This is a genomic window from Variovorax sp. Root411, assembly GCF_001425205.1.
Lineage (GTDB): Bacteria > Pseudomonadota > Gammaproteobacteria > Burkholderiales > Burkholderiaceae_C > Variovorax.
This window is the reverse complement of sequence record NZ_LMDW01000002.1, coordinates 42,752-67,615: the sequence shown is the minus strand read 5'-3', so window position 1 is coordinate 67,615 and position 24,864 is coordinate 42,752. Positions and strand designations below refer to the sequence as shown.

The 24,864-nt window shown below is 66.7% G+C and carries 22 protein-coding genes; 7 read left to right on the top strand and 15 right to left on the bottom strand.

Going from position 1 to position 24,864, the window contains the following annotated elements; all coding sequences use genetic code 11:
• Nucleotides 1-2: 2 nt before the first annotated feature.
• The 8 genes from ASC92_RS06435 to ASC92_RS06400 form a co-directional block, all read right to left on the bottom strand.
• Nucleotides 3-1,592 carry a GGDEF domain-containing protein gene (locus ASC92_RS06435; RefSeq protein WP_235505708.1) on the bottom strand — a complete coding sequence of 530 codons (1,590 nt, stop codon included), beginning with the start codon at nucleotides 1,590-1,592 and terminating at the stop codon, nucleotides 3-5.
• Nucleotides 1,593-1,650: 58 nt separating this feature from the next.
• A complete protein-coding gene (locus tag ASC92_RS06430) occupies nucleotides 1,651-2,478 on the bottom strand; it encodes a GNAT family N-acyltransferase (protein WP_157608997.1) in 828 nt (275 codons plus the stop codon).
• 11 nt (nucleotides 2,479-2,489) lie between these two features.
• Nucleotides 2,490-3,587, bottom strand: a complete 1,098-nt coding sequence (locus tag ASC92_RS06425; RefSeq protein WP_056512078.1) for a hypothetical protein — start codon at nucleotides 3,585-3,587, stop codon at nucleotides 2,490-2,492.
• A complete protein-coding gene (locus ASC92_RS06420) occupies nucleotides 3,584-4,528 on the bottom strand; it encodes a methyltransferase (protein ID WP_056512075.1) in 945 nt (314 codons plus the stop codon). The genes ASC92_RS06425 and ASC92_RS06420 overlap by 4 nt, the downstream gene beginning before the upstream one ends.
• A complete protein-coding gene (locus ASC92_RS06415; protein WP_056512073.1) occupies nucleotides 4,525-5,427 on the bottom strand; it encodes an iron-containing redox enzyme family protein in 903 nt (300 codons plus the stop codon). Before ASC92_RS06415 ends, ASC92_RS06420 begins: the two co-directional genes overlap by 4 nt.
• A gap of 105 nt (nucleotides 5,428-5,532) precedes the next feature.
• Nucleotides 5,533-6,363, bottom strand: a complete 831-nt coding sequence (locus ASC92_RS06410; RefSeq protein ID WP_056512071.1) for an urease accessory protein UreD — start codon at nucleotides 6,361-6,363, stop codon at nucleotides 5,533-5,535.
• A 136-nt stretch (nucleotides 6,364-6,499) separates the two neighbouring features.
• Nucleotides 6,500-7,027: a nucleoside deaminase gene (locus tag ASC92_RS06405; protein ID WP_056512068.1), complete on the bottom strand. Its 528-nt coding sequence runs from the start codon at nucleotides 7,025-7,027 to the stop codon at nucleotides 6,500-6,502.
• The gene (locus ASC92_RS06400; protein WP_056512065.1) at nucleotides 7,024-8,049 is read right to left on the bottom strand and encodes an ABC transporter substrate-binding protein; all 1,026 of its coding nucleotides are present in this window, start codon (nucleotides 8,047-8,049) and stop codon (nucleotides 7,024-7,026) included. The genes ASC92_RS06405 and ASC92_RS06400 overlap by 4 nt, the downstream gene beginning before the upstream one ends.
• Nucleotides 8,050-8,380: 331 nt before the next feature.
• Here ASC92_RS06400 and ASC92_RS06395 point away from each other — a divergent pair, with 331 nt between their 5' ends.
• The gene (locus ASC92_RS06395; protein WP_056512061.1) at nucleotides 8,381-9,463 is read left to right on the top strand and encodes an aromatic ring-hydroxylating oxygenase subunit alpha; all 1,083 of its coding nucleotides are present in this window, start codon (nucleotides 8,381-8,383) and stop codon (nucleotides 9,461-9,463) included.
• Between the two features lie 108 nt (nucleotides 9,464-9,571).
• Here the strand turns inward: ASC92_RS06395 and ASC92_RS06390 are convergent, their stop codons facing one another.
• The gene (locus ASC92_RS06390) at nucleotides 9,572-10,981 is read right to left on the bottom strand and encodes a D-amino acid dehydrogenase (protein ID WP_235505706.1); all 1,410 of its coding nucleotides are present in this window, start codon (nucleotides 10,979-10,981) and stop codon (nucleotides 9,572-9,574) included.
• Nucleotides 10,982-11,109: 128 nt separating this feature from the next.
• Between ASC92_RS06390 and ASC92_RS06385 the strand changes: the two genes are divergently transcribed.
• From ASC92_RS06385 to lpxO, 3 genes are all read left to right on the top strand, one after another.
• Nucleotides 11,110-11,577: a winged helix-turn-helix transcriptional regulator gene (locus ASC92_RS06385; RefSeq protein ID WP_056512058.1), complete on the top strand. Its 468-nt coding sequence runs from the start codon at nucleotides 11,110-11,112 to the stop codon at nucleotides 11,575-11,577.
• A 25-nt stretch (nucleotides 11,578-11,602) separates the two neighbouring features.
• Nucleotides 11,603-12,004 (top strand): OsmC family protein, encoded by a 402-nt coding sequence (locus ASC92_RS06380; protein WP_056512055.1) that lies wholly within the window; start codon nucleotides 11,603-11,605, stop codon nucleotides 12,002-12,004.
• 93 nt (nucleotides 12,005-12,097) lie between these two features.
• Entirely contained in the window at nucleotides 12,098-12,994 is an 897-nt protein-coding gene (gene lpxO / locus ASC92_RS06375; protein WP_056512054.1) for a lipid A hydroxylase LpxO, read from the top strand.
• On the opposite strand, the gene ASC92_RS06370 is transcribed toward lpxO, so the two are convergent.
• The gene (locus tag ASC92_RS06370) at nucleotides 12,995-13,909 is read right to left on the bottom strand and encodes a LysR family transcriptional regulator (protein ID WP_056512052.1); all 915 of its coding nucleotides are present in this window, start codon (nucleotides 13,907-13,909) and stop codon (nucleotides 12,995-12,997) included.
• A gap of 86 nt (nucleotides 13,910-13,995) precedes the next feature.
• Here ASC92_RS06370 and ASC92_RS06365 point away from each other — a divergent pair, with 86 nt between their 5' ends.
• The 3 genes from ASC92_RS06365 (at nucleotide 13,996) to ASC92_RS06355 (ending at nucleotide 15,479) form a co-directional block, all read left to right on the top strand.
• Nucleotides 13,996-14,424 carry a GlcG/HbpS family heme-binding protein gene (locus ASC92_RS06365; protein WP_082519503.1) on the top strand — a complete coding sequence of 143 codons (429 nt, stop codon included), beginning with the start codon at nucleotides 13,996-13,998 and terminating at the stop codon, nucleotides 14,422-14,424.
• Nucleotides 14,425-14,639: 215 nt separating this feature from the next.
• Nucleotides 14,640-14,861, top strand: a complete 222-nt coding sequence (locus tag ASC92_RS06360) for an oxidoreductase-like domain-containing protein (protein WP_056512787.1) — start codon at nucleotides 14,640-14,642, stop codon at nucleotides 14,859-14,861.
• A gap of 171 nt (nucleotides 14,862-15,032) precedes the next feature.
• Nucleotides 15,033-15,479, top strand: coding sequence for an SRPBCC family protein (locus ASC92_RS06355; protein ID WP_056512046.1), 447 nt, complete (start codon nucleotides 15,033-15,035; stop codon nucleotides 15,477-15,479).
• Between the two features lie 72 nt (nucleotides 15,480-15,551).
• On the opposite strand, the gene ASC92_RS06350 is transcribed toward ASC92_RS06355, so the two are convergent.
• From ASC92_RS06350 to ASC92_RS06330, 5 genes are all read right to left on the bottom strand, one after another.
• Nucleotides 15,552-15,932, bottom strand: a complete 381-nt coding sequence (locus tag ASC92_RS06350; RefSeq protein ID WP_056512043.1) for a cupin domain-containing protein — start codon at nucleotides 15,930-15,932, stop codon at nucleotides 15,552-15,554.
• 126 nt (nucleotides 15,933-16,058) lie between these two features.
• Nucleotides 16,059-17,426 carry an HlyD family type I secretion periplasmic adaptor subunit gene (locus ASC92_RS06345; protein ID WP_056512040.1) on the bottom strand — a complete coding sequence of 456 codons (1,368 nt, stop codon included), beginning with the start codon at nucleotides 17,424-17,426 and terminating at the stop codon, nucleotides 16,059-16,061.
• A 44-nt stretch (nucleotides 17,427-17,470) separates the two neighbouring features.
• Nucleotides 17,471-19,195 carry a type I secretion system permease/ATPase gene (locus tag ASC92_RS06340; protein ID WP_056512037.1) on the bottom strand — a complete coding sequence of 575 codons (1,725 nt, stop codon included), beginning with the start codon at nucleotides 19,193-19,195 and terminating at the stop codon, nucleotides 17,471-17,473.
• On the bottom strand, nucleotides 19,192-20,985 hold the full coding sequence (locus tag ASC92_RS06335; protein WP_056512034.1) for a type I secretion system permease/ATPase: 1,794 nt from the start codon (nucleotides 20,983-20,985) through the stop codon (nucleotides 19,192-19,194). The genes ASC92_RS06340 and ASC92_RS06335 overlap by 4 nt, the downstream gene beginning before the upstream one ends.
• A 90-nt stretch (nucleotides 20,986-21,075) precedes the next feature.
• Nucleotides 21,076-24,756 carry a DUF5801 repeats-in-toxin domain-containing protein gene (locus ASC92_RS06330; protein ID WP_056512030.1) on the bottom strand — a complete coding sequence of 1,227 codons (3,681 nt, stop codon included), beginning with the start codon at nucleotides 24,754-24,756 and terminating at the stop codon, nucleotides 21,076-21,078.
• Between the last annotated feature and the right edge of the window lie 108 nt (nucleotides 24,757-24,864).

Genomic DNA, 24,864 nt, shown 5'->3' with positions numbered 1-24,864 from the left:
GCTCAGCGCGTCGTCGTCACTGCATGGTTGCCGCGTCCGCTGTGCTTGGCCCGGTACATGGCCGCGTCGGCCGTGGCGAGCAGGTCTCGCGGCGTTTCGTCGCCGTTGCCCAGGGCGATGCCGATCGATACGCCGATGACCGTGTCGCGATGCCCCATCCCCAGTTGCAGCGGCCGGGCGATCGCGTCGATGCAGCGCTGGGCCAGGGTCGTCGCGCCATGTTCCGCGGAGCTTTCGAAGTCGGCGGCCAGCAGCACGAATTCGTCGCCCCCGATGCGCGCCACCGTGTCGGTCTGCCGCACCAGGCCCCGCAGCCGTTGCGCGATTTCCAGCAGCGCCTTGTCGCCCGCCTCGTGGCCGAGCGTGTCGTTGAGTTTCTTGAATCCGTCGAGGTCGAGGTAGAGCACGGCCATCTGGCGCGCATGCCGCTTGGCCCGTGCCAGCGCCTGCTGGAGCCGTTCGTCGAGCAGCTTCCGGTTGGGCAGGCCGGTCAGGCTGTCGTGGTGGGCCAGGCGCGCCAGGGCCTCCTGGTTGTCGAGCAGCTTGGCCAGCAGCCGGTTGAAGGCCTGCGTCAGGTACCCGATCTCGTCGTCGCGCACCACCCGCAGCGGCGTCAGCGCGAGTTCGCCGCGGGTCATCCGGTCGGCCTGGTCGGCGGCGCGCAGCAGCGGCCGCAGCAGCCACGCCATGATCAGCCCGATCACGATGAGTACCGCTGCCACGGCGGGCGCGCGTTGCTGCAGGATGAAGGTCTGCATGCGCCCCACCGGGGCCAGCGCTTCCGATGCGGGCAGCCGAGCCACCACGAACCAGCCGCTGTTCGGCACCGATGCGATGGCGGAGATCTCGTCGATGCCCTTGGCATTGCGCGTCGTCCCGCTGCCGCGATAGCCCGCCATGGCGCGGTCGTGCAGAGGGTTCACACCGTCGGGCGGGGTGGGCGTGAGGGACATCGAGACGTCCGTCGAGGCCACGAAGATGCGGTCGCGCGGTGACACTACCAGGATGCCGCCGGCTTCGCCCACGCGCCCCCGTTGCAGATGGTCGAGCAGGCCGTCGGCCGAGAGGTCCGCCGTGCCGAGCAACACCGCGGCCACCTGCCCGGCGGCGTTGCGCACGGGCACGGCCATGGGCAGGACCGAGTGCCGGGATGGTGTTGCGCGCGGACGGCCCGGCGCGGACCGCCCCGCACGCGCGGACGCGAATTCCGAGCCGTCCGTTGCGAGCTGTCCCGTGCCGTCGAGCCGCTTGCCAGTGGCGTCCGCGACCATCAGGCCGAGCGGGAAGACGGGGCTCAGCGTGCTGCGCTCCGCCAGCCATGCCCGCAGCCGGTCGGGCTGCGTCAGGAGTTCCGGCGGCAGGGTGGCCGCCAGGCGTTCGAGGAACGACAACCGCTCGCCCAGGTAGTTGTCGACGTTGCGCGCCACGTAGGCGGCCAGCGCCGTTTGCTGCACCGCCACCGATCGGGTCAGCTCCTCCCGCAGGAAGCGGCTGAGCTGTATGTAGCTGCCGGCGGTTCCCACCACCGCCATCAAAAGGCCCATCATGAGCAGGCGAACAACCAGGCTGTTGGCGGATTTTCTGAAGTTCACTCTGGCGGTGGGGCGTGAGGGCAGGAGGTGCGGGACTGTATCCCAGGCGCCCGTGCACTTACGTCGTCATGCCGAAGAAATGCTGGCGGTAGCGCGGCGCCACGTCGCCCACGCGCAGCATCATCGGCAGGTCGGCGGTGTTGAATGCGACATCGAGCGCGGGCGGGCCGAGCAGCCGCGCGCCGCAGCGCAGGTAGCCCTTGATAAGCGGCGGCGCGGCGGGAGGCGCGGCATCGCTGTCGGCATCGGCTTCCGCGTCGGTGTCCAGTGGCAGCGCGACGCGCGGCTCCACGCGCCAGCGCTGCTCGACCAGATGCGTGCGGCACAGCCGGTGCCACAGCCGCGCGGCGGCCAGGCCCTGGTCGTCGAGCCCGATGCTCGCGCAGCCGATCATGGTGTCGAGTGCGTGGTCGACCATGTACTGCCCCAGCGCGGCCCACAGCGCCATGATCACGCCGCCCGAGCGCCAGTCGGCATCCACGCACGAGCGGCCAAGCTCCAGCGCCCGCGCGCGCAGCGGCGCGAGCGGCGCCAGGTCGAACTCGGTGTCGGTGTAGAAGCCGCCTGCGCGGCGCGCTGCTTCCGGCGTCAGCACGCGGTAGGTGCCGATGAGCGGGCCGCGGCCGTGCACCGGGTCCACGGCATGCACCAGCAGGTGGTCGCAAAAGGCGTCGAAGCGGTCGACATCGAGTCCGGGCGGCGTGCCTTCGGGCGGTGTGAGGTGGGCGCCCATTTCCTGCGCGAACACGCGAAAGCGCAGGCGCTGGGCGTCGCGCACGTCCTCTTCGCAATCGGCCCAACGGGTTTCCAGCATGGGCGCGGCGGCCGCGAGCGGCGCGAGCGAACGGCGGGGCAGGGCGTGCGAAGCGGTGATGTCCATGTGCATGCGGCAACGACTCAGTTGGAGGGCGGGTAGCGGTCGACCAGGCGGTTCTGCCGCCGGTTGAGCCGAGCGAGTGCGAGCAGGCCGATGGGCCGTACGCCGGCCTTGCGCTGCGCGGCGCCGATCGCGAACAGCAGCCGCTGCTTGGCGAAGACCATGCGAAAGCCTTGCAGCACGCCGATGTCGGGGTCCCAGGCCTCGATGGCTTCGGAGCCCGCGCCGTTGATTTCCATGATGGTGAAGCCGTGCCCGGCGCCGAGTTCGCGCAGGCTTTCATAGCGCACGTCGAAGCGACCGAAATGGAAGTCGGGCATGTCGCGCGCGACGGCGTCGATGGCGCGCACCAGCTCGGGCGTGATGAGCGCCGCGCCGTCGCGGTACAGCCCGCCGACGCGGGTCGAGCCGATGGTGGCCAGCCGCACCTGCTGCCCGGCCGCTGGCACGCTGTCGGGTTGCACGCTGCATTCGTGGCGCGGCGAGCGCGCAATGCGGCGCGCGCGCACGTCGGCCGCCACGAGCTGGGCCACGGTGCTGCGGCCGTCGCCCGTCACGCGCGGGAAGTAGCGCAGCGCGAGGCCGATGATGCGGCCCTCGCCGGTGACGGGATCGCGCGCGTAGAAGATGCCGGCCTCGCCTTCCTGCGGCAGGTAGCGTTGCAGCACGACCGTTTCGCCGGAAGGAAAGACGGCCAGGTACGACTGCAGCGCAGCCATGTCGGGCAGCAGGCGAACGCCGTAGCCGCACAGGCCGAGGTCGGGCTTGGCGACGATGGGGAATGCGAGGCCGTTCTCGGCCATGGTTTGCCGCAGGGCGTCTTCGTTCGCCGTGCCATCGTTGAACACCGCGCAGTAGTCGGCCGTGAGCGAGCGCGCCAGCGGCCCCATGCCGCGGAAGTATTCGAGCTTGCCTTCACCCACCAGCCCGCCCGAGGTGAGGTGCGGATTGGCCGCCGACGGCAAGGTGGCGCCACCGTGGCGCAGCGACAGCCACAGCCACTGCATCACCAGCGGCACGCAGATCAGCCACTTGGGCATGCGCTCCAGCACGCTGCATTCGCGCACCACGGCCAGCCGAGCGGTATCGGCGCCAAGGTCGAGTCCGGCGGCCCTCACGCGGCCTCCGCTGTGCGCGTGGCGACGAGCCCGACGGCGGCGATGCGGTCGATGTGCGCATACACCGGACGCTCCAGCTCTTCGCCGAACACGTCGGGGTCGATCTCGGCGTACGACCACTCGAAGCCCGGCGCGGCGAGCAGCGGCCGCATCTCGGCAAGGAACGGGTCTTCGCCATCGACCATTGCCACGCCGGTGTAAAGCAGCAGCTGTCCGCCCGGCGCCAGCCGCTTCAGCGACTCGGCTGCGATGCGCACGCCGAGCGCCCGCCCGAGTCGCGCGCCGCCGTGGCGGTAGGCGCGCTGCGCGGCATCGTCGAGGTAGGGCGGGTTCGACACGATGAGGTCGAAGTCGCCTTCGACCGCCGACAGCGCATCGCCCTGCGCGAGCGTCACGGGGATACCGGCCACTTCCGCATTGACGGCGGCGTACTGCAGCGCCAGCGGGTTGATGTCGTTCATCAAAACGGTCGCAGGCGTGCCCATGGCCGCCAGCGCACGCGCCACCGCAATGCCGCCCGCGCCGCTGCCGCAGCCCACGTCGAGCACGCGCAGGGGCTGCTGTGTCTTGCGCGGGCTCAGCGCATTGCGGATGAAGCGTGCGAAGCGGTGGGTGTCGGGCCCGAAGAACACGGCGTTCTCCTCGACCGTCGGATAGGCCGAATGAAAGAACAGGTCGTCGCCGAGGCTGGCGATGCGCACCGTGCTGCGCAGCAGCGAGCCCGTGCGGCGCACGATGCCGGCGCGCTCCATGTCGGCCAGCAAGGCCTTCGGCACCGCACCCGCCTCGAACGACAGGTTCCAGCCGAAGATGTCGCGCAGCGTCGCACCCGGTTCGCGCCCGCGCCGCGCGAGCACGCGCTGGTGGGTCAAGGGCGTGACGGTCGTGAAGCGATAGCCCGTGGCCGCCACCTGGCGCAGCACGCCGGCCGCGTTCATCATGCGGCGACCTCTTCGGCATGCCGCAGCTCGGCGCTGTAGCGCGCGAAGCAGCGTTCGCCACACACCAGCCGCATCAGCGCGCCCTCGGCGATGAACTGCCCGCAGGACGGATCGGCCTCGACCAGCGGCCGGATCACCTCGCGGATCCACGCACGCGAGTGCGACACGTCGAGCGCCGAATGCAGGTCGAAGTAGGCGCGCGCACGGCCGCTCAGGCCCAGGCGGCGCATGCCGGTCGCCACCTGCTTCACGCGCCCGGGGGCCGTGAGCTCGATGACGCCGAGCGCGCCGATGGCGTGGTACGCATAGCGCCGCGTGGTCGCCAGCCCGACCATGGTGTTGGCCAGCGCGAGGGACTCCCACACGGTGGTGTCGATGGCTGGATGCAGGTCGAGCTCGCGCACCATGTGCTCCAGCATCTGGCCGTGCATGGCGCTGCGCTTGCCGTGGCCCATCTCGTCCCAGAAGTTGCGCGCGCATTCGAGCTTGGGCTGCGGCGGCAGCTTGACCTGGGTGTAGGCCAGCAGGTCCTCGAAGCCCGCTTCGCCCGCGGCCTCCTGCGTGAGGAACCAACGCATCTGCGGCAGCGTGGCCTCTTGAGCCAGCCAGTCGAACAGCGGGTGATGCTGGCCGGGGCCCGTGCGCGCGAGCGACTCGAACCAGCCGGCGAAATGGTCTGCATTGCCGGCTGAGGCCGATGCCGCCACCCGCACCGTTGCGCGCAGGGCTTCGAGGTACCTGCCTTCGATCAGGCGGCATTCATGCTCACGGGCGAGCTCGTCCTGCCAATGCGGCGACGGGCTGCCGAACTTCAGCCGTGCGGCGTTGAAGCGCGCCAGATGCCGGTGAAGCTGCGTTTCCGCGTGGGTGTGGGCGTCCGGGGTGTCGTCTGTAGACATGGCCGATCCTCGTCATCCGCTGGGCAAAGAGGCAGCGTGCGCCTTTGCAAAGCGGCTGTCCGTCAGACGGTGCCTACAGATTGACCTCCAGGGCGGAGATCGGGCTCAGGTCGCCCAGATGCGCGGCGTGGCCGCGGGCAGCTGCCACAGCTCGCCGCGCCATGCCTGCCAGACCTGGCGCAGCAACTGCATCGCGGGCTCGACCACGGGCGCCAGCACGCGCAGCACGACCACTTCGGCATGCGGGCTGGTGGCCCCGGCGCTGTCGAACAAGGGGCTCGCTTCGAGCAGTCTGCGGGCCTGTGCCAGCAGGGCATCGCGACGTGCGCGCGCCACCGGCGAGCCCGCCACGAAGAACAGCGAGGCCATGCAGCGGTGGCCGCCGAGGCCGATGGGGCTTTGCAGCAGCCGGTGGTCGGCCGCGTCGATGCGCCCGCGCTCCAGCCACACACCCGGCAGCTCGATGTGCTGCAGGTAGCTGCCGCGCTCGAAGGGCTGGTTGGCATTCGGCAGGCCGAGCGCGGTGACGTCCCAGCCGATCAGCTCGGCGCCGGGCTCGAGTTCGATGGAAAGCCGGTTCTCCGCCTGGCAGCCGCTGTAGCAGATGGCTTCGAGCGGCAGCCATTCGAGCCGCGCGCCGGCCGCGAGGCGGATGCGCGTGCGCTGCAGCGCCAGCTCGCCCTCGGAGCGGTAGAAGCGCGAGGCGCCGGGCGTGGTGATCAGGCCATGGCTGCCGTCGGCGGCCTCGATGTCGATGTCGAGCGTGTCGCCGCCCACCAGGCCGCCCGGCGGATGCACGAGCACGTTGTGGCAGATGGCGTCGCCCTCGGGGTACAGGCTCTGCAGGATGCGCAACGGGCCGTCGTGGCGAAAGCGGGCGACGGTGCGGGCGGCTTCTTGTTTGTAGTCGAGATGGAGACGGGCGTGCCAGGGCATCGAGAGAGTCTAGAGCGTGTCGGCCAATCGGATTTTTCGTGGAACACCGCGGAACCGGCTTTGCCGGGCCGCAGGTGTTGCCCCCGGTAGGGGGTTGGCGCAGCGACGCGGAGTGCGCGCAGCCTGGGGGCGAGTCCTATTTCCAGGCGCCGTCGTGGGCGGCACTCGCTTCGTCGATCAGCGCCGGCCCGATGCATTCGATCGGATGCGGCGACGCGCGGAACACATCGCGGCACGAAAGCTCGGCATCGCGCTGGTCCTGCCGCTCGCCGCGGAACACGCGCAGGCGCTCGGCGTCGATGCCGAACACCACGCGGCCGATGTTCGACCAGAAGATCGCGCCCGCGCACATCACGCAGGGCTCGCCCGAGGCATAGAGCGTGGCGCCCGCGAGTTCCTCGCGCGAGAGCTTGCGCCCGGCCAGCGCGCGCAGCGCATTGATTTCTGCATGCGCCGTGCAGTCGCCGGTCTCGGCATTGCTGTTGCCGGCTTCTGCCAGCACCTCGCCAGCGGCTGAGACGATGACCGAGCCGAAGGGGCGGTTGCCCCGGCGGCGCGCCGCGTGCGACCAGACGATGGCCTTGCGCAGGTAGCGGCCATCGCGTTCTTCGAGTGCAGTTTCGGCGGGATAGTCGATGGTATGGGTGTCGCTGTGGAAATTCATGCTTTGGAAAGGGAGCGTTCGCTGCGCAATGGAAGCATCGAAGTATTGAAGATGGCGTCGGACGCGGGCTTGATCTTGAGGCCGAAGACATCGGCCACTTCGTCGACCTGCTGTTCGAGCAGGAGCTTCCGGATGTCGCCGAGGCCATGATCGCGCGTGTCGGCCGCGCCCACGTACTGCGCGGTGATGCCCCAGCGCTCGAGTTCGATTTTCTCATCGAGGATGGGCTCGCGCTGGCGCATGGCCGCGATGCTCGGCGCCGGATTGGAAAAAGTCTCGACGATGGCGCGGTTGCTCGCGCGCAGGAAGGCGGCAACCACCTTCGGGTTCTGCGCGATGAGATTGCTGCTCGCAAGGATCGCGTTGCCGTAGAGATTGACGCCCGCGTCGGCGTACTTGAGCACCGACAGTTCCTCGGGTTTCATGCGCGCGAACAGCGACACGGCCGAGTCGTGGAAGTAGGTGGCGGCATCGACGTCGCCGCGCACCATCACGTTGTCGCGCGCGCTGAAGTCGGTGGTCTGCCACTGGAAGGCGTCGGCGCGCATGCCCTGCTTGCGCGCGACCAGGGGCCATGCACGGCGGGTCGATTCGACGGCGGCGGCCGCCACCTTCTTGCCCGCGAGGCTCTTGAAATCGCCGGTCACGCCGCGGTCCTTGCGGCCGATGATCGCGAACGGTGCGCGGTTGTAGTACTGGTACACCGCCTGCACCATCGGCGTGCCGGGGTTCTGCGCGTTGAACTCGACCAGCGAGCTGATGTCGCCCAGGCCGAGCTGGTAGACGCCGCTGGCGATGCGGGTGATGGAGGCGACCGAGCCGGCGCCGGTGTCGATGCTCACGTCGAGCCCCTCGTCCCTGTAGTAGCCCTTGGTCTGCGCGAGGAAGAAGGGCGCGGTCTGGCCGTTGATGCGGAAGTCGAGGGTGAACTTGAGCGGGGTGAGCCTGGCGCCGCCCTGCGCGAAGACGGCGGGAGCGGCAAGGGTGGCGGCGCTGGCCGCGAGGAAGGATCGACGTTGCATGTGGGGCCTCGGAAGCTTCGGTTCTTGAATCCCTCCGCAAGAATGCAGAGGGCGTTTCAAGAGCAATTTCCGGGCGGGCGCACGTTCGTGGTGCGTGCGCTGCTGAACGCTTCTACTCTTGCAGAGGGTCATGCACGACGCATGCCAAGGGCTTTTGCTCGGGCATTGCAAGGAAAGATGCGTCGGCCAGGAAGCCGCGTCACAATCCGGGCGCGCAATTTGCAAGGCAGGTTGCGCAGAGTAGAAGCGTTCAGCCAGGCGACGGTTCCCGTCGATGGCAGGAAATTGCTCTTTCAGTTCGTCCCCACACGACCACCGAAGGAGTCCGCGCATGCTCGTCACCCGACAACCCGTCTTCCGCAAGTTCTGGCATGCCGTCATGCCGCTCACCGAACTGGCCAACGGCCCCAGGCCGTTCAGGCTGCTGGGCGAAGACATCGTTCTCTTCATCGATGCCGACGGCCAGCCCGCCGCGCTGCGGGACCGCTGCTGCCACCGTACCGCCAAGCTCTCGAAAGGCTGGTGCGTGGACAGCGAAGGCCGGGCCTGCGGCACCGGCGCCATCCAGTGCGGCTACCACGGCTGGACCTACGACCGCAGCGGCCAGGTCATCCGCATTCCGCAGTACGAGCCCGACCGCAAGATCTCGCCCGAGTACCGCACCACGGCCTACCGCTGCACGGCGCGCTACGGCTATGCGTGGGTGGCGCTCGAGGAGCCCATTGCCGACATCCCGGCCATTGCGGAGTTCGACGACCCTGGCTACCGCACCATCTTCCAGTTCTACGAAGAGTGGCAGACCAGCCCGATGCGCGCGCTGGAGAATTCCTTCGACAACTCGCACTTCAGTTTTGTGCACCGCGCCACCTTCGGCGTGGCCGCGAGCCCGAAGCCGAGCAAGTACGAGCTGGTGGAGAACGAGTCGGGCTTCTACGCGGAGACGGTCATCGATGCGGCCAATCCGGCGAAGTTCCATGCAATCAGCGGCGTGACCGACCCGATCACCACGCGCCACATGCGCAACGCGTATTACCTGCCGTTCTCGCGCCGGCTCGACATCGAGTACCCGAGCGGCGTGCGCCACATCATCATCAACTGCTTCACGCCCATCGACGACGGCCGCATGCAGCTGTGCCAATGGCTGTTCCGCAACGACACCGAGGCCGACTGCACGGCGCAGATGCTGATCGACTTCGACGAAGCTGTGACGCGAGAGGACAAGGACATCCTCGAATCGACCGACCCCGATGCGCTGCTCGATACGCGTCGGCGAGGTGTCGAATATTCGATGGAGTCGGACCGGCCCGGCATGCTGATCCGCAAGCACCTGATGCAGTTGCTGGCGAAGCATGGCGAGGCCGAGGTCTATCGGGGCATGAGCAGTGCCGCGATTCCGATTGTGAAGGCTGCTTAGGCGCTGTTCGGGGCGCGATCACGCCGACGCGGTGACCTTTTTCGCGAATGTCCCCCGCTTCGCTCCTCCTTTATTTCGCGAAAAAGGCCCCCGCATCGGCGTGCTCGTTCAGAGCACTTGCTGATCGAGCGAAACAACGGCAGCGCCCATCGTGCACAGGGCGCCGGGTGCTCCCCGCAGCGAAATAAAGGAGGAGCGAAGCGGGGGACATTCGCGGAGGGGAGTACCCGGTGGCCTGTTCGGACGCGAAGCATGCGACGAACCCTTTTCATAGCGGTCCATCGCAAGGCCGTCCGTACGGATCTCCGGCCGCTGGCCCATCACCATGTCGGAGATGAGCTTGCCCGAGCCACAGGCCATGGTCCAGCCCAGTGTGCCGTGGCCGGTGTTGAGGAACAGGTTCGCGTAACGCGTGCCGCCGACGATGGGCGTGCTGTCGGGCGTCATCGGGCGCAGGCCGGTCCAGAAGGTGGCGCGCGGCACGTCGCCGCCGGGGAACAGGTCGGTCACCACCTTCTCGAGCGTGGCACGGCGGGCAGGATTCAGGCGCAGATCGAAGCCACCGAGCTCGGCCATGCCGCCCACGCGGATGCGGTTTTCGAAGCGCGTGACGGCGACCTTGTAGGTCTCGTCGAGCACGGTCGATTGCGGCGCGAGCGATTCGTCGAGCAGCGGCACGGTCAGCGAGTAGCCCTTGACCGGGTACACCGGAATGTCGAGGCCCAGCGAGGCGATGGCGGCGCGCGAGTAGCTGCCGAAGGCCATCACGTAGCGGTCGGCCGTGAGGATCTTGCCGGCGGTGGTGCGCACGCCGGTGATGCGGCCGCCGTCGGTTTCCAGGCCGTCGATGGTCTGGCCGAAGCGGAAGTCGACGCCAAGGCCGCGCGCGATTTCCGCGAGGCCGCGCGTGAACAGGTGGCAGTCGCCGGTTTCGTCGTTGGGCAGGCGCAGGCCGCCCGTGAGGCGGTCGCGCGCGCCGGCCAATGCGGGCTCGACGCGGGCGAGGGCGTCGCGGTCGAGCAGTTCGTAGGGCACGCCGCATTCCTCGAGCACCGCGATGTCGCGCTGCACCGCATCGAGCTGCGCCTGCGTGCGGAACAGCTGCAGCGTGCCGCCGGTGCGCTGCTCGTACTGCAGGCCGGTGTCGGCGCGCAGCTGCTGCAGGCAGCCGCGGCTGTATTCGGCCACGCGCATCATGCGTTCCTTGTTCACCGCGTAGGCCTCGGGCGAGCAGTTGCGCAGCATTGCGGCCATCCAGCGCAGCTGGAACAGCGTGCCGTCGGGGCGGATCGACAGCGGTGCGTGCTTCTTGAACATCCACTTGATCGCCTTCAGCGGAATGCCCGGCGCGGCCCACGGCGTGGAGTAGCCCGGCGACACCTGGCCGGCGTTGCCGAAGCTGGTTTCCTCGGCGGGGCCGGCCTGCCGGTCGAGCAGGGTGACCTCGGCGCCCGAGCGCGCGAGGTAGTAGGCCGTGGTGGTGCCGATCACGCCGCCGCCGAGAACGATGACTTTCATGGTGTATTTGCCGATTCAGATGGAATGAAGGGAATCTAAAGTGCTCAAGGCAGTGAATTCCATTGTTTTCATGGGTTTGGCGGTGGAATACACTGTCGGCCATCGTCCAAACCCGCGCGCGGAGTGAAATGCCCGAACTCGATCGAATCGACCGTCGCATCCTCGACCTTTTGCAGCGCCAGGGCCGCGTTTCCATGACCGAGCTGGCCGAGCACATCGGCCTGTCGGCATCGCCCTGCGCCGAGCGCGTGAAGCGCATGGAGCGCGACGGCGTCATCACCGGCTACCACGCGCACGTGTCGCCCGAGGCACTGGGCAAGACGCTGCTGGTGTTCGTCGAGATCAAGCTCTCGGCCAAGTCGGGCGAGGTGTTCGACAAGGTGCGAAAGGAACTGCTGCACATGCCCGAGGTGCTCGAATGCCATCTCGTGTCGGGCAGCTTCGACTACCTCGTGAAGGCGCGCCTCAGCGGCATGAGCGAGTACCGGCACCTGCTGGGCGACATCCTGAAGAAGCTGCCGGTGGCGGCCGAGTCGCACAGCTACGTGGTGATGGAAGAAATCAAGGAAACGCTGATGCTGGCGGTCGACCGCTGAGCACACGCATCATTCAAGGACAGGCATGACCATTTCGATTCGCCGCGACGGCACCACCGGCACGCGCCACATCCTCAAGATCCGCAATCACGAGATTCCGGTCGACGCCTCGCCCGCGGGCGGCGGCAGCGACGCGGGCCCCGAGCCGCACGACCTGTACGACGCATCGCTCGCCGCATGCAAGGCGCTCACCGTGCTGATCTACGCGCGCCGCAAGGGCATCCCGGTGGAAGACATCGAGGTCGTGGTCGACCGCGACGACGGCGAAGAGCGCAAGGGCGTCTACCGCCTCAAGTCGGGCCTGCGCCTGAGCGGCGACCTGAGCGAGGCGCAGCGCGACGAGTTGCTGCGCGTGGCCGGCAAATGCCCGGTGCACAAGCTGATGACCGAAGTCAAGACCGAGATCGAGACCGGCTGGGCGGACTGAGCGCCAGGTGCCGCACGGCCAAAAGGCGTGGTCAGGTCCGTTTTGGGGCAAGGATTTACACTAGCCGGTGCCGTTTACAGGACACTTTCAACAATGAAGTGGGTCATTCTTGCCATCTTCGCGCTCAGTGCGCTCTACGTTCATTTCCGCGGCCAGGTGCGGCATCGCTTCTTCAGGCAGCTCTCCGACCACTCGACCTTCCTCGCGCCGCTGAACGTCTTCATGTACCTTTTCTCGAAGGTGCCGGGTACGCCGTACCTGTCGCCCGCGCAGTTCCCCGAGATGCGCGTGCTCGAAGAGAACTGGGAGGTCATCCGCGAGGAAGCGCTGGCCATGCGCAATGGCGGCAGCATCAAGGCGTCGAGCCAGTTCAACGACGTTGGCTTCAACTCCTTCTTCAAGAGCGGCTGGAAGCGCTTCTACCTGAAGTGGTACGACGAGGCGCATCCGTCGGCCGCGGTGCTGTGCCCGCGCACGACCGAGCTGCTCAAAGGCATCGGCACCATCAAGGCCGCGATGTTCGCCGAACTGCCGCCGGGCAGCCGCCTCGTGCGCCACCGCGACCCCTTCGCCGGTTCGCTGCGCTACCACCTGGGCCTGTGGACGCCGGGCGTCGAAGGCTGCTACATCGACGTGGACGGCCAGCGCTACCACTGGCGCGACGGCGAGGCCGTGGTGTTCGACGAAACCTACATCCACTACGCAGAGAACACGACCGACCACGACCGCGTGATCCTGTTCTGCGACATCGAGCGCCCGCTGAAGTACCGCTGGGCCAGCGCGGTGAACCGCTGGTTCGCAAAGAACCTGCTGGCCGCCGCCGCATCGCCCAACGACACCGGCGACAAGACGGGTGGCCTCAACCGCGCGTTCAAGTACATCTACCAGATCCGCGTGGTGGGCAAGCGCCTGAAGGCGTGGGACAAGCGGGCGTACTACCTCGTGAAATGGGCCATCTTCGGTGGCCTGGCGCTCTGGATCTTCTGGTAATCACGCCAGGCGCCCGGCGTGGGCGCCGACCATTTCCGCCAGCGCGTCGGCCACAGTCCTGACGCGCGGCGAGCGCCTCACGTCGGGGTGCACAACGCTCCACACCTCCCGCATCACGGGCCGAACTTCGCCCGGCACTTCGACCAGTGCGGCATCGTCGCGCGCCATGAAGTCCGGCAGCATCGCGAGGCCCAAGCCGCAGCGGCAAGCGTTGTGCAGGGCCGTGAGGTCGTTGCTGCGCAGGACGAAAGGGCGCGTGCCGGCAAGATCGGCCAGCAGCCGCTGGTGCGGCACGTTGCCGAGCGAATCGCTGTAGCCCAGAAAGCGCCAGTCGGGCTCCGCGCGCGTGAGCCACACCGGCGCGGCGTAGAGGCGGAAGGCCAATTCGCCGAGCTTGCGTGCAGTTAGGCCGGGCTCGGTCGGGCGCATGAAGCGGACCGCGATGTCCGCGTCGCGGCGCTGCAGGTTGGCACTACGGAGTTCTCCGACGATGTCGAGCGCGATGCCCGGCCGCCGGTCAGCCTGCGCGGTCCACAGCGGCACGATGAAGTGACTGGCAAAGGCAGGCGGCGCCGAGACGCGCACCGTGCCTTGGTCCGCCGTGTTCGCCGCGGCGACACGCGCGAAGGCGAGCACTTCCTGCTCGAGCCGCTCGGCGGGTGCGAGCAGCGCTTCGCCTTCGTCCGTCAGCGCCCAGCTTCGCGGCAGGCGGTCGAAGAGGCGCACGCCGATGTGCGACTCCAATGCGCCGACGCGGCGCGCGACCGTCGAATGCTCCACGCGCAACTGCCGCGCGGCACCCGAGAGGCTGCCCTCGCGCGCCACGGCCACGAAAAAGCGAATGTCGTCCCACGCAAGGGACGCAAGGGAAGCGGGCGCGGAGGCGTCGAGGCGGTGAGCTGGCGATTCGTGCACAACGGATGCGAAGTTTTGGGGAATGGCCAATCATTCTGCCCGCCGATATCGTCCTGTGCATCGTTCGTCACTTCACAGGATTCGCCATGAGCCCCGCGCAACAAACCTTCATTTCCTACGGCCCGCCCGTGTCCCTCGACATCGCCCGGCGCGTCACCGCGGCCGCCGAAGCCGAGGCGCGCGCCAACGGCTGGCCGATGGTCATCGCGGTGATGGACAGCGCCGCCAACCTCGTGGTGCTGCACAAGATGGACCACGCGCAGACCGGCAGCGTCGAGATTGCACAGGCCAAGGCGCGCAGCACCGTGCGCTTCAAGCGGCCGACGCACGTGTTCGAAGAAGCACTGGCCGCGGGCGGGCTGAACCTGCGGCTTTTGGCCACCGAGGGCGCATGCCCGCTCGAAGGCGGCTTGCCGCTGATGCACCAAGGCTGCCTCGTCGGCGCCATCGGCGTCTCGGGCATGCAGTCGACGCAGGATGCGCAGGTGGCGGCCGTGGGCGCGGAGGCGCTCTGACCGCGCGATCCGCACGCGCTCATGGTGCGCGGCGATGCACCGTCGCTCGAACACGCGCTCACCAACCTGCGCGGGCGGGGCGCGGGGGCTGGGTCTTCACCTCGTGGCCCAGGTCACTCGGCTGCATCGCGGGCGGCTGACCATCGGGTCGAGCGAATCGGGCGGCGCGAAGATGGGGCTCGAGTTGAATCTGGATGTGTGAGAACCTCGCCGCCATGAATCTCATCGACCGGCTGCCCGAGCCCACGAACCTTGCCGGCGCGCAAGCGTTGATTGCCCGCGTGCAGGCGGTGCTCGATGCCCAGGGGGTCGCCATGCGTGCGCCGCCGCCCGAGCCCACCACCTGCTGCGGCCGCGGCTGCAACGGCTGTGTGTGGGAGGGCTGGCTTGCCGCCGTGGCCTACTGGCGCGACGAGGCCTCGCTGCTGCTCGATTGAAGGCTCAGGCATGGCGCCCCTGGCCGCGGCAAGGGGCGCTCTCCCTGCCGGGCAGGGCAGCATCGATCAGGTCGGTGCGCCGGAGGACTTTGCGGGTGTCCTACCCGGCCGGCAGATTTCCGCTGACGGATACGAGTCCGCAATGCACCCACGAGGTCGAAGGAGAACGTCATGGCAATTGCAGAACCCGACCTTTCCGCCCGCCCCATTCATTGCGTCGTCGAGCGCAGGATGGCCTGTGCCCCGCACGCGATCTTCCTGGCCTGGGCGCAGCAATTCGATCGCTGGTTCGCCGCACCGGGCACCGTGTTGATGACGCCGAAGGTGGACGCGCCGTTCTTCTTCGAAACCCGGCATGGCGAACAACGGCATCCCCACTACGGTCGATTCCTCCGCCTCATGCCCGATCGACTGGTCGAAGTCACGTGGTTGACCGGCGCAGGCGGCACCGAAGGCGCCGAGACGGTGGTCACTGTCGACATTGCGCCGAATGGTTCCGGGGCACTTGTCCGCCTGACGCATTCCGGCTTTCCGAACGAGGCCTCCATGCGGCGCCATGACGAGGCATGGAGGGCGGTACTGGAACACCAGGAAAACGTGCTGTCGAGTGGCACTTGACAACTATTCATCGGGAACCGGCAGCGTCGCGGAAGCGAGGTAGAACATGCTCGCCAATACAACCACGTCGGGTCAGCTCTTGGACTTTGCGTATTCCTCTGCGCTCATCACCTCGAGGCCGACGAACGAGTCGTTGCCTTCGACCCACGCGTCGTGGCCCGGCGGGATGGTGTACGACATGCCTTCCTTGATGACGGCTTGCGAGCCGTCATTCATTTGCACGGTGATTCGACCGGAAACCGCGTACCCGACGTGAGCCACTTGGCAACTGTCCGTGCCCACGACCGGCTTGATGCATTTCGACCAGCGCCACCCGGGCTCGAACTTGAAGCGTCCGAGCGTGTAGCCCTCGAGGCGGACCACCTCGACCCGGGTCTTTTCGGGCTCCCGAACCTCGTCCGGTTCGTCATGGGATTTCGTCTGAAGCTTGTTGACATTCATGGGACTGGCCATCGCTACTCTCCTTGCACGAGTGAGCAACTGGTTCGCGGCAGCCTCGTGCCAAGCCGCACGTGAACGATTGAATCGTAATCCTGGGCCACCCGTGCGGTGACCCGGAAGCAGAGTTTTCTTTACTGATCATTCTTCCTTCATGGAGGCTGCGATGCGCCTGGTGAGCGGATGCAGGAGGTAGACGAGCAGCGAGCGTTCCCCCGTCTTGAAGACCACCTCGACCGGCATGCCCGGCTGCAACGAACGTTTGCCCAGCTTTCTCAGGCCCTCCTGCGTCACCGCCACCCGCGCGAGGAAATAGCTCGTGTTGGTCTGGGCGTCCGTCAACAGATCGCCGGATACCGAAACCAGCCTGCCCTGCACCACGAGCTGCGGAGAATGGGCAAACGTCGAGAAACGCACGTCCACCGGTATGCCGGCGTGGACGCGGTCGATCAGATGGGGTGGCACTCTCGTTTCAAGCAGCAAGGGCTCGTTGGCAGGCACCACATCCATCAGCTTTTGCCCCGGCGCGATCACGCCGCCCACGGTCTGCGCCACCAGTGCCACCACCTGGCCCGAAGCGGGCGAGCGGATCTCGGTGCGGCCCAGTTCGTCCCGCAAGGCGAGGAACTTCTCGAAGTCTCCAAGCACCTCGCGGCTGACTTCCGCCTGCTGTGTCTCCACTTCCTTGTGGTACTCCTGCTGCTTGGCGATGGCGCGCTGGCGAAGCTCCGCGACCGACCGCCGGGCCCGGCCCATGTTGCCGATGAGTTCGGCAATGAAGGTGCTCGATTCCGCTGCCTGGCGCTCCATCTCCAGCTGGCGAGTGCGCGGGACATAGCCTTCGGCAACCATCTTGCGTGTCTGGGTCAGTTCCTCGTCGAGAAGCGCAAGCTGGGTTCGGCGGCTGCTCAACATGCTTGCGTAGGCTTGAGACAACGCTTGCTGGCCCTGGATGTTCTCTTCGATCGATTGCAGGTCGGCGCGCAAGGCGGCGCGGCGCGACCTGAGCAGTTGCTCCTGGTTGAACATCTGTTGCCGGATCAGCGGGTCCGTGGCAGCCGCCTGCAAGTCCGGATGGAAATCGATGGTGTCCTGTCCCCCCTGCTCGGCCAGCAGGCGGCCTTGTATGGCGCGAAACCCCAGGTAGCGCTGCCGCACGGTTTCGAAGCTCGCCCTGGCCGCGGCGTCGTCGAGCTTGAACAGCAACTGGCCTTCCTGGACTTGATCGCCTTCGCCGACCCGCACCTCCTTGAGGATGCCTCCGATCTGGTGCTGGACCGCCTTGCGCTTCGTGTCGATGGCGACTTGCCCCTGGCTCGGCACGCCCTCGTCCAGCGGAGCAAATGCGGCCCACAGCAGAAACCCGCCGAACCCTGCGACCAAGGCCCATGCGCCGATTCGCCCTGCGCGTCCAAACTCGTTTCCGAGTCCATTGGCATCCTGCGATCGATCGTCCTCGATCGGCGAGGGGACGGAACTCACGTCTCTGAGAAGGTTCGGTTTGGCCATTTGGAACTCCCTGCGAGATGAATCGAGGACAGGACGGCGCCGGATCAGGCCGACTGCACCAAGGCCGCCGGCCGCACGCCAGGCCGAGGGCGACGAAAAGATGCGAGCACGGCATCGCGTGGTCCGTCTGCCGTCAGTTCGCCATCGCTCAGAACCATGAGGCGGTCGGCCACGGCCACCGCGCCCTGGCGGTGGGTCACCAGGAACACCGTTGTCCCCTTGGCCTTCAGCTCCCGTATGGCTCGCAGCAGCGCTGCTTCCCCGGCATCGTCCAGGTTGGCATTCGGCTCGTCCAGAACGATGAGCGATGGGTTGCCATAGAGCGCCCGGGCCAGCCCGATGCGCTGCCTCTGACCCCCGGAAAGCAGGCGCCCCGCGTCCCCGATGGGGGTGTCGTAGCCTTTGGGAAAGCGCAGGATCGTCTCGTGCAGGCCGGCGCTGGATGCCGCCTCGATGACCTTGCGCGAATCGACCTCGCCGAGCCGCGCGATGTTCTCGGCAATGGAGCCCCCGAACAATTCGACGTCCTGCGGCAAATAGCCAAGATGCGGGCCCAACTCGAGACGATTCCAGCCCCGGATCGGCACGCCGTCGAGCAGCACCGCGCCACGGGATGCCGTCCAGATTCCGACCATCACCTTCACCAGCGTGGACTTGCCCGAGCCGGAAGGCCCCAGCACCGCGACCACGGTTCCTGCGGGGACCGCAAACGAAATGTTCTTCAGGATGGGGGCCGTGCGCCCTGCAGCCTCCGCAAAGACGCCTTGCAGGCTGATCTCGCCGGTGGGCGCGGCTCGGGAAGGGGCAGGGGCCTGCTCGGGGAAGTCGGCCAACAGTTTCTCGAGACGTTCGAGTGCGGCACGGCAGGAGACAAACCCCCGCCACGCACCGAGCAGTTGGTCGATGGGCGCGAGGGCGCGGCCCATCAGCACGTTCGCCGCAATCATCGCGCCTGCCGACAACTGGCCATCGATCACCAGCAGCGCGCCTGCCCCCAGCGCGAGCGACTGTTGGCTGTAGCGTATGAACTTGCTCCAGCCGGCCACGCGATTGACAAAGCCGTGCGCGGAAGCGCTCTTGTCCATGCAGGCCGCGTGCTGGCGATTCCAGCGCTCTTGCAGGTTGGCGACCATGCCCATCGATTCGAGCATCTCGATGTTCCGAAGCTTGCTCTGCAGGTCGCTCATCGTCTCGCTCGCGGCTTTCAGGGCCGCTTCCGATGGCGCGACGGTCTTCCTCTGGCCGAACCAGGCCAGTGCGGCCTGGACCAGGGCGAACCCAAGCGCCAGGACGCCGATCCAGGGATGAAGAAAGAAGATCACCGCGATGTAGATCGGCGCCCAGGGTGCATCGAAGAGCGCAAAGACGCCCAGGCCGGTCAGGAACTGGCGGATCTGGTTCAGGTCTGCGAACGGCCTCGACCCGGTGGATGCCGACTGGCCGAGGTAGGCCTGAAAGCTCCCGTTGAACACCCGGGTGCTCAGTTGCCGGTCGAAACGCAAGCTGGCCCGCACCAGCAGGCGCGAGCGCAGCCATTCCGACAAGGCCAGCGCACAGAAAAGGAACATCGTGATCAAGGAAACCGCGAGCAGGGTCAGTTCACTTTGACTGGCCAGCACGCGGTCGAACAGCTGCAGCATGTAGATGGTCGGCGCGAGCATGAGCAGATTGGTCAGGAAGCTCAGCATCCCGACCAGCAGGAACTCCCTGCGGAACCCCCAGAGCGCGCGCCCCAGTTCGCTGCGGTTGAAGAGCGGAAGTTTCTTCATGGCAGTGGACTCGCCTGAAGCGCGGCGCTCGCAGCGGTTGCGGCATCGCGCGGCTTCGGTACGGGGCTGTTTGCCGCCTTGCGCATCCGGTCCACCGCCTGCTCGCCGGCTTGCCGCAGCGCAGCCAGGACCTCGTCGCGTGCGCCGAATGCCTGCATCGCGCCGTCGCACAGCACCAGCATCTTGTCCGCCACGGCCAGCACGCTGGTGCGGTGCGTCATGACGACGAATGTCGTGCCACGCGCCTTGAGATTCGAAATGACAGCCGCCAATGCGGCGTCGCCGGCCTCGTCGAGGCTCGAATTCGGTTCATCGAGCACCACCAGCGCGGGCTCGCCGTAGATCGCGCGCGCCAATGCGATCCGCTGCCGCTGCCCGCCCGACAGCATGGTCCCTTCGGGGCCGATCGGGCTGTCGTAGCCCAGCGGAAGGTTCGCGATGCAGGCGTGCAGGTCGACGGCCAAAGCTGCCGCCTCGACCTTCGCGGGCCGCACCTCCCCGAAGCGCGCGATGTTCTCGGCCACCGTACCCTCGAGCAACTCCACGTCCTGGGGCAGATAGCCGATGTGCGGGCCGAGTTCGCTCTTGTCCCACGCGAACACGTCTGCGCCATCCAGCCGCACCTTGCCGCTCGTCGCGGGCCAAAGGCCGACGATCAGGCGTGCCAGGGTCGTCTTCCCCGCGGCAGAAGGACCCACGACGGCAAGCACCTCGCCGGGCACCAGGCCGAAGGCCACGTTCTTCAGAATGGCCGGACCGTTGCCCGGGGCGCCGGCAACGAGGCTTTCGACTTGCAGCGCGCCTTTGGGCGGCGGCAGGGACATCGTGTCCGGTCTTTGGGCGATGACTCCCAACAGGCTGTCCAGTCGCTGCCACGCATCGCAGGCATTCACCACCGCGCGCCATTGCGTCACGAGCTGCACCAGCGGCGCCAGGGCCCGGCCGCCCAGGATCGAGCCGACGACCATCATTCCGGCGCCGCCGTTGAGCTGGTTCTTCAGCAGCAGCCAGGCACCCAGGCCGAGCAGCAGGGAACCCATGGCGACCTGCAGGAACTTGCTGACGGCCTGATAGGCCCCGGCACGGTCCGAAGCGATGGCCTCGCGCTGCAGGAAGTCGCGTCGCTTGCCCATCCAGCGGCGATGGACGTCCGCCAGCATGCCCATCGACTCGATGACCTGCGAGTTTCGGAGCGCGGCGTCCGCATACTGCTGCGCTTCGATCGCGCTGCGATTGGCCGACACCAGCGGCGGCCGCGTGCTCCGGTCGTTGATCCACCCGACGAACACCTGCAGCAGCGAGCCCACGACGGCCGACAGGCCCAGCACGGGGCTGATGGCGAACATCAACCCCACGAAGACCAGCGAAACCGGCGCTTCCATCAACGCCAGCAACGGCGGTGAATACAGGAACTCCCGCAAGGTCCGAAGGTCGTTGAGCGGCTGTGCGGTCCCGCCCGGCAGCCGCTTGAGACCCGCTTCGAAGATGGCGCAGAACACGCGGTCCCGCATCTTCCGATCCAGTTTCTGTCCGGCCCGGTACATCACCTCCGCGCGCGCCCAGTCGAGTATTTCCATCAGGCAGTAAGCGGCCAGGACCAGCAATGTCAGCATGGCCAGCGTGAGGGTGCTGCGGCTGTTTACCACTCGCCCATACACCTCCAGCATGTACCCGCTCGGCGCCAGCAGCAAAAGGCCGGAGCAAACACTGAACCAGGCCGCCCGCACGAAGTAGGCGCGGAGCGTTGTCACCGCCTGCCGCAATTCGCCAGACTTTTCCTGAGGCTTCATACCACCTCGCAGGTTCGACATCAGTACGCCCGAGCACGCGCCAGGTGAGAAGGGGGCGGCATTTCTGCTGCCCCCTTGCTCCAGGACTCGCTACGCGATCGCTTCCGTTTGCTGGGTCGTGCCTATCAGGTTGGCCACGCCGTCGATCTCCAGGTGGACGTCGAAGTTGAAGCCCGCGAAGTCGGCATCGCCGTCGATCACCTGACCCACGAAATTCAGGTCCACGTCCGAATTGATCGTCGTCGATGTGATCACGTCGATCTTGATGATCTTGAACACATCGTTGTCCGCCGTATCGGCATAGTTCGAGCCGGTCGCGGTCAGATTCACCGTGTTATGCCCGGTTAGGCTGATGCCCGTGCCGGTGATTTCTTCGGTGCTGCTCAGGACCTGCACGCCCGTGATCTGGTAATTGGCGCTGTCGTAGTCGTCCTCGCCGATGCTGACGACCTTCAAACCTCCTCCGGCCGATTGATAGTCCGCCGCGGAGTTGGCGACCAGGAGCCTGGTCGTGGTGGTGTTGTCCGACGCCTTGAACAGCTTGAGCAGAACAACCACATCCTCGCCGTCCGTGATCTGGTCGATCGTGATGTTGATCGCGTCGGCGTAGGCCGTGTCCGTACCGACGATGGCCGCCCCTGGGCGCTGCGGTGGACTCGTCAGATTGGGATTGCTCACCGGATTCGACTTGTAGAAGTCGAAGTTCAGCAACTCGCCCGATTGGACGGTATCGGAGTTCACGCCGAGGGTGTTGGTTGCGACGTTGACGAAGCCGGCACTCTCGCTGGTGAAGGTTTCACCCGCCAGAAACGCGTGATTGTTGCCTGCCAGCAGATCGCCGGAGTCGCTCGGAGGCGTGGACGCCCTGGCCGAAAGCACGCCGAAGAAGTCGTTGCTGTATTTCTGGACCACGATCTCCGGCGAGTTGTTGCCTTCCGTGTCGTAGTTGAAGGATGCCAGCGGCGCACTCGTGGAGAACGTCGTTTGCCCTCCGAAGACCTGATCCAGGTCGAAGGAGAAAGTACCGTCTGTCTTGTTGAAGACGACCGTGCCCGTTGCCGCCTGCGTCGTCGTCGACGTCGGCCCGGGGAAGTAGTTGAAGCCGAATTTGTAGGTGACCGTCGTGGCGTCCTCTGCAAAGTGCGAGACGGTTGCATCGGTGATGGCCCGCCCGCCGCCGGTCGTTCCGGTCAGGCTGTTCAGCACGATGCCGTCGGTCGACGCGTTGTCCACATCGTCTGCGCCAATGGAGAAGTTGTAGGTTCCCGCAATGGGCTGGGCGTCGTTCGCTCCGCTGAGGTCGGAGATGGAGGTCACCGTCGGGCCGTCGTCGTCGAACTTGATGTTGGCGCCGATATTGAGCACCTTGGAATCGGTCGCGGTGTCGCCATCACCGTCGGTGAGCGTCACGGCATGGGTCAGGGTGATCAACGTGTCGACCAGCGTGGCCTGCTGGGCCGCGTAATTCGAGGAAGAACCCGGCAGCGCGTGGTCGATTTCGGCAAACTGCTGCAGCGTCACCGAACCGGTCCCGCTCACCGTGAGGTCGAAGATGGTGTTGGCCGCCGTGATGCCGGCCGCGGTGGCGGAGGTCGATCCGACGACCGTCGTGCCAACCAGGTACAGCTTGATGCTTGCGCCGTCGCTCGTGAGTCCTGAAGCTCCCCCTTGCGTTGCCACGCCGAGCGCATAGGTCGACGTGGTGCTGCCCGCTCCATCGGCGCCAAAGCTGCTCGACGTCACGCCGAAGGCACTCGCGAAGTCCTGGGTGGCGGAGTCGGTGGCCGCTGCGATGGTCTGGGCGTCCTGGGTATTGAGCAGCGCCGTGTCGGTGGGCGTTGCCAGCACGATCGTCGGGCCGTCATCGTCGAACTTGATGTTCGCGCCGATGTTGAGCACCTTGGAATCGGTGGCGGTGTCGCCATCGCGATCGGTGAGCGTCACGGAATCGGTCAGGGTGACCAGATCGTCGGCCAGCGTGGCCTGCTGGGCCGCGTAGTTCGACGAAGCGCCCGGCAGCGCGTGGTCGATTTCGGCGAACTGCTGCAGCGTGACCGAACCGGTTGCGCTCACGGCCAGGTCGAAGACGGTATTGGCCGCCGCGGCGCCGGCCTCGGTGGCGGAAGTCGAACCGATGACCTTGCCGCTCAGCAGATACAGGTAGATGGTCGCGCCATCGCTCTTGAGTCCGGAGTCTCCACCTTGCGTCTTCACGCCGAGCGCGAAGCTCGAGCCGGTCGTGCCCGCCCCGTCGGTTCCGAAACTGCTCGAAGTCGTGCTGAAGGCGGTCGCGAAGTTCTGGGTGGCGGAGTCGGTGTTGGTTCCGATGGTGTCGGCGTCCTGCGTGTTGAGCAGCGCGGTGTCGGTGGGCGTCGCCAGCACGATGGACGGGCCGTCGTCCTCGAAGTTCATCATGGAGCCGACCTCTGCCGTTGCGCTGGAAACCTGCAGCAGCCGGAAACCCCCGATGTCGAAGTCGGCGTGGGTGTTGCCCGAGGCATTGAGGGCGGCCCCGTTTTCGATGAGTACGCGGTTGTGGTCCGCCGACGTCGTGTATTCGATCGAGTAGCCGGCCTTGACGCCGGTGATCGTCGCGACGCCGTTGGTGATGCTGATGACGATGGCCGAACTCAGTGCGCCCTCGGCGCCGTTCGAGAAGGTTTCCAGAGCCGCTCCGGTGACGGAGTCGAGCACGCGCACGCTCGTGATCGAAACCACCTGGTCGCCCGCATAGCCGTCGATGAAGCTGTTGCCGGACTCGACCGCCGTGCTGTATGCGGTGACCTTGACCTGCGCACTCTTTCCGCTTTGCAGCTGCACAACGTCGAAATCGGCGGTCCTGGCTCCGAACATGCCGGTGAAGTCGATGTTCGACTCCAGATCGGCCTCGTTCTGGTCCAGGTTCGGAATGGTGACGTCCGCCCTGGCGCCGGTCACGAACGTGAAGCGGATGCCTTCCTGCTCGGTGATCATCTGGCTGTTGGTGCCGAACGTGGTCGGCCCGCCGGCCTGGCTGGTGTTGATCGTGTCGCCGGTCGTGATGTTGATGTCGTCGGCGGTGCTGTTGGGGTTGGCGCCGGACTGATTTGCCGGGTCCTTTCCCGTCGCGATGATCGACACGTCGGAAATCCGGCCGTTGACGATCGTCGGGTTGTCCTTCGTGAACATCAGGAACAGGTTCTGGCCGGATGGCGCGTTTGCGAGGTTGAACTCCGCATCCTGGCCGACGCTGACGAAGACCTTGTTCAGCAGGTTGACCGCATCGTCGGGATTGGTCGCATCGGGGTTCGCTATCGCTTCATACTGGACCATCCACATCTTGGCGCCGGTCACCGGGATTCCCGTCTCCTCCAGGTAGGCGGCGAACACGACGACATTGAGGGCCGTTTTCCCGTAAACGACGTTGTTGTTGGTCGGATCGGTGAACAGGAGGATGTCTTCGCCGTCGGCGGTGTTGAGACCGCTGTCGAAGCCATTGAGCGGAGCGCCGTTCGCGTCCGTGAAGGAGATATCGGTGACCGTGCCGGTTACGCTGAACGTGAATGCGTTGGTGCCGGAATTGGTCCCGTTGTAGCCGCTCAACGCGGCGTTGATGGCGGTGCCGACACTCTGGGCCGCCAGGCGGCTGCTGAAGGCCGTCGGCAGCGAGCTTGCGGAGATGTCATTGTCGTTACTGTCGCCGGCAGCAGCGGGAGTAGCGGCAAGGTTCTGCAAATTGGCGGATTCGTCCAGAGTGACGGTCGAGCCGGCCGTCAGATTTAGCGCGGACATAAACACTCCTTTGTTTGGAAAAATACGCCGACAGCATTGATGCACCCGATTGACGCGCGTTCGCTGGCAATCGACCGGGCTCATGTATCAGCAGAGAGTGATGCTGAA

Excerpts from the sequence above, each read along its gene's own strand:
- ASC92_RS06390 (WP_235505706.1), bottom strand. The coding sequence starts at position 10,981 with ATGAAAGTCATCGTTCTCGGCGGCGGCGTGATCGGCACCACCACGGCC.
- ASC92_RS06385 (WP_056512058.1), top strand. The coding sequence starts at position 11,110 with ATGCCCGAACTCGATCGAATCGACCGTCGCATCCTCGACCTTTTGCAG.
- ASC92_RS06405 (WP_056512068.1), bottom strand. The coding sequence starts at position 7,027 with ATGAATTTCCACAGCGACACCCATACCATCGACTATCCCGCCGAAACT.
- lpxO (WP_056512054.1), top strand. The coding sequence starts at position 12,098 with ATGAAGTGGGTCATTCTTGCCATCTTCGCGCTCAGTGCGCTCTACGTT.
- ASC92_RS06365 (WP_082519503.1), top strand. The coding sequence starts at position 13,996 with ATGAGCCCCGCGCAACAAACCTTCATTTCCTACGGCCCGCCCGTGTCC.
- ASC92_RS06330 (WP_056512030.1), bottom strand. The coding sequence starts at position 24,756 with ATGTCCGCGCTAAATCTGACGGCCGGCTCGACCGTCACTCTGGACGAA.
- ASC92_RS06430 (WP_157608997.1), bottom strand. The coding sequence starts at position 2,478 with ATGCACATGGACATCACCGCTTCGCACGCCCTGCCCCGCCGTTCGCTC.
- ASC92_RS06350 (WP_056512043.1), bottom strand. The coding sequence starts at position 15,932 with ATGGCCAGTCCCATGAATGTCAACAAGCTTCAGACGAAATCCCATGAC.
- ASC92_RS06335 (WP_056512034.1), bottom strand. The coding sequence starts at position 20,985 with ATGAAGCCTCAGGAAAAGTCTGGCGAATTGCGGCAGGCGGTGACAACG.
- ASC92_RS06400 (WP_056512065.1), bottom strand. The coding sequence starts at position 8,049 with ATGCAACGTCGATCCTTCCTCGCGGCCAGCGCCGCCACCCTTGCCGCT.
- ASC92_RS06410 (WP_056512071.1), bottom strand. The coding sequence starts at position 6,363 with ATGCCCTGGCACGCCCGTCTCCATCTCGACTACAAACAAGAAGCCGCC.
- ASC92_RS06420 (WP_056512075.1), bottom strand. The coding sequence starts at position 4,528 with ATGATGAACGCGGCCGGCGTGCTGCGCCAGGTGGCGGCCACGGGCTAT.
- ASC92_RS06340 (WP_056512037.1), bottom strand. The coding sequence starts at position 19,195 with ATGAAGAAACTTCCGCTCTTCAACCGCAGCGAACTGGGGCGCGCGCTC.
- ASC92_RS06360 (WP_056512787.1), top strand. The coding sequence starts at position 14,640 with ATGAATCTCATCGACCGGCTGCCCGAGCCCACGAACCTTGCCGGCGCG.
- ASC92_RS06415 (WP_056512073.1), bottom strand. The coding sequence starts at position 5,427 with ATGTCTACAGACGACACCCCGGACGCCCACACCCACGCGGAAACGCAG.
- ASC92_RS06355 (WP_056512046.1), top strand. The coding sequence starts at position 15,033 with ATGGCAATTGCAGAACCCGACCTTTCCGCCCGCCCCATTCATTGCGTC.
- ASC92_RS06395 (WP_056512061.1), top strand. The coding sequence starts at position 8,381 with ATGCTCGTCACCCGACAACCCGTCTTCCGCAAGTTCTGGCATGCCGTC.
- ASC92_RS06380 (WP_056512055.1), top strand. The coding sequence starts at position 11,603 with ATGACCATTTCGATTCGCCGCGACGGCACCACCGGCACGCGCCACATC.
- ASC92_RS06345 (WP_056512040.1), bottom strand. The coding sequence starts at position 17,426 with ATGGCCAAACCGAACCTTCTCAGAGACGTGAGTTCCGTCCCCTCGCCG.